The organism is Vibrio sp. A11 (assembly GCF_013048705.1).
GTDB lineage: Bacteria > Pseudomonadota > Gammaproteobacteria > Enterobacterales > Vibrionaceae > Vibrio > Vibrio metschnikovii.
Map to the genome: position 1 here is coordinate 1 of NZ_VHSI01000049.1, position 1,614 is coordinate 1,614.

2 protein-coding genes and 1 pseudogene are annotated in these 1,614 nt (G+C 40.3%); 1 reads left to right on the forward strand and 2 read right to left on the reverse strand.

The window, feature by feature from the left end:
- A pseudogene (locus FKQ60_RS17195) lies at nt 1-107 on the forward strand (IS110 family transposase); the annotation flags it as partial.
- A gap of 15 nt (nt 108-122) precedes the next feature.
- Here FKQ60_RS17195 and FKQ60_RS17200 read toward each other — a convergent pair.
- A complete protein-coding gene (locus FKQ60_RS17200; RefSeq protein WP_170905778.1) occupies nt 123-632 on the reverse strand; it encodes a ClbS/DfsB family four-helix bundle protein in 510 nt (169 codons plus the stop codon).
- Between the two features lie 142 nt (nt 633-774).
- Nucleotides 775-1,509, reverse strand: a complete 735-nt coding sequence (locus FKQ60_RS17205) for an SDR family oxidoreductase (RefSeq protein ID WP_170906818.1) — start codon at nt 1,507-1,509, stop codon at nt 775-777.
- Nucleotides 1,510-1,614: the final 105 nt, after the last annotated feature.

A 1,614-nucleotide genomic window follows, 5' to 3' on the forward strand; every position in this document is an offset into this window, starting at 1 on the left:
AAAAAGTAGCGATCATTGCTTGCGTCAGAAAGATGGTAGTTATCCTAAATTCTATGCTCAGAGACGGCTGCATGTGGGATGTAAACAGCGCCAAAATTAACTCTTGACGCCATAGTCTCTTGTTATGTGAATTCTCGATTGAAACGCCTAACTTTTGTACGCACATTTTTCATAGGTGATGACGTATTAAACTGAATCATGCGCCCCAAAGTCCATTGTTCATACCACGTAACACCATATAAGTCATGATTATTTAAGCTTGAAATGAGTAAAAGTATCTCGTTAACCGTAGACTCAAGTTCAATGAGTAAATCATTGTATTTCCAATCACGATACTCTTCGTGGAAGCTTTCAGCGAGTGAACCTAATTGGTTCCATTTATAACCAGTTTCTGGGAAATCTACATGTTGGTGTCGAGATCTTAGCTGATGCCATTTAAGAACCAGTTTTCCCCAACCAATCAAGTAAGCCACTGTATCACTAACACTAATGACCGTACCTTTCACGTTTCCCTCTACTCCAGATTTGCGAGCTTTACTTTCCGGAATTGAACGATAGTCAGCCATGAGTTTCGGAAATATTGAGTTTATAGCTAACTCTAATTCATCTTTATTTTTTGGCACAGAAGACATTTTGATCTCCATTCACATAACGCCGCGTTAAGGGGTGAGCAACGCAACTACCAACTCATCGCATTGCACTAAAAACTAATAAAATCAAAGCATAACGAAAATGCTACGCGTTGCGAATCCCTCTTTAACGCTTTGTTAGCCGTCATGCCAACGAGAGCCCACCATCAACTACCAGCGTGTGACCAACGATATAACTAGATTTATCAGATAATAAAAACTCTATTGCATTGACGATTTCGTCGATTTCACCAAAACGATTGATTGGTACGACGCCTGAAACCTCAGCGCGAATATGAGAATTTTCAAGTTGCTTTTCTTCCCATCGAGGCGTCCAAGTGACACCGGGGGCAACTGCATTGATTCGAATGCCAGATTTAATGCTTTCTAAGGCAACAGATTTAGTTAAACCCTCAAGGGCGTGTTTAGCTGCACTATACATTGATGCATTGGGTGTCGGTCTAATACCATTAACCGAACTTATATTTACTATGGATGCACCTGCTTCCATTAACTTCAGTTCAGATCTCAAACATAAAGCTTGGCACAAAAAATCCACATGAAGTGTTTCTTTGAGAAATGGGACTTCTACTTGAGATAAATACCCTCGAGAAGCAAGTGCCGGAGACGCGTTATTTACAGCAACGTCTAACTTACCGTAATGCTCTGCAACGTGGGTAAATAGCCTTTCTAATTGTTGCTCATCCGCAATATCAACAGACTGATAATCAACAGCTTTTAATTCTGGGTATTTTTTAAGTACATCTAACCAAGTATTCTTTGAACGAGAACATGTAATAACTTTATATCCCTGCTTCAAAAGCCGAAGAACTGTATGTAAACCGATACCTTTTGAACGTAAGCGCTCATTACTCAGCATAACTCATGTTCCAACCACAACGATCTAGTCTTTAGCCAAGTTCCAAGGCAGTAGCGCTTCTATTTGCTCAAGAGTTTCAGCGTATGGCAGCTGAGTAAGAAGGGT

What these genes read in the sequence shown, in the direction of transcription:
- FKQ60_RS17205 (WP_170906818.1), bottom strand. Translation starts at nt 1,509, where the DNA reads ATGCTGAGTAATGAGCGCTTACGTTCAAAAGGTATCGGTTTACATACA.
- FKQ60_RS17200 (WP_170905778.1), bottom strand. Translation starts at nt 632, where the DNA reads ATGTCTTCTGTGCCAAAAAATAAAGATGAATTAGAGTTAGCTATAAAC.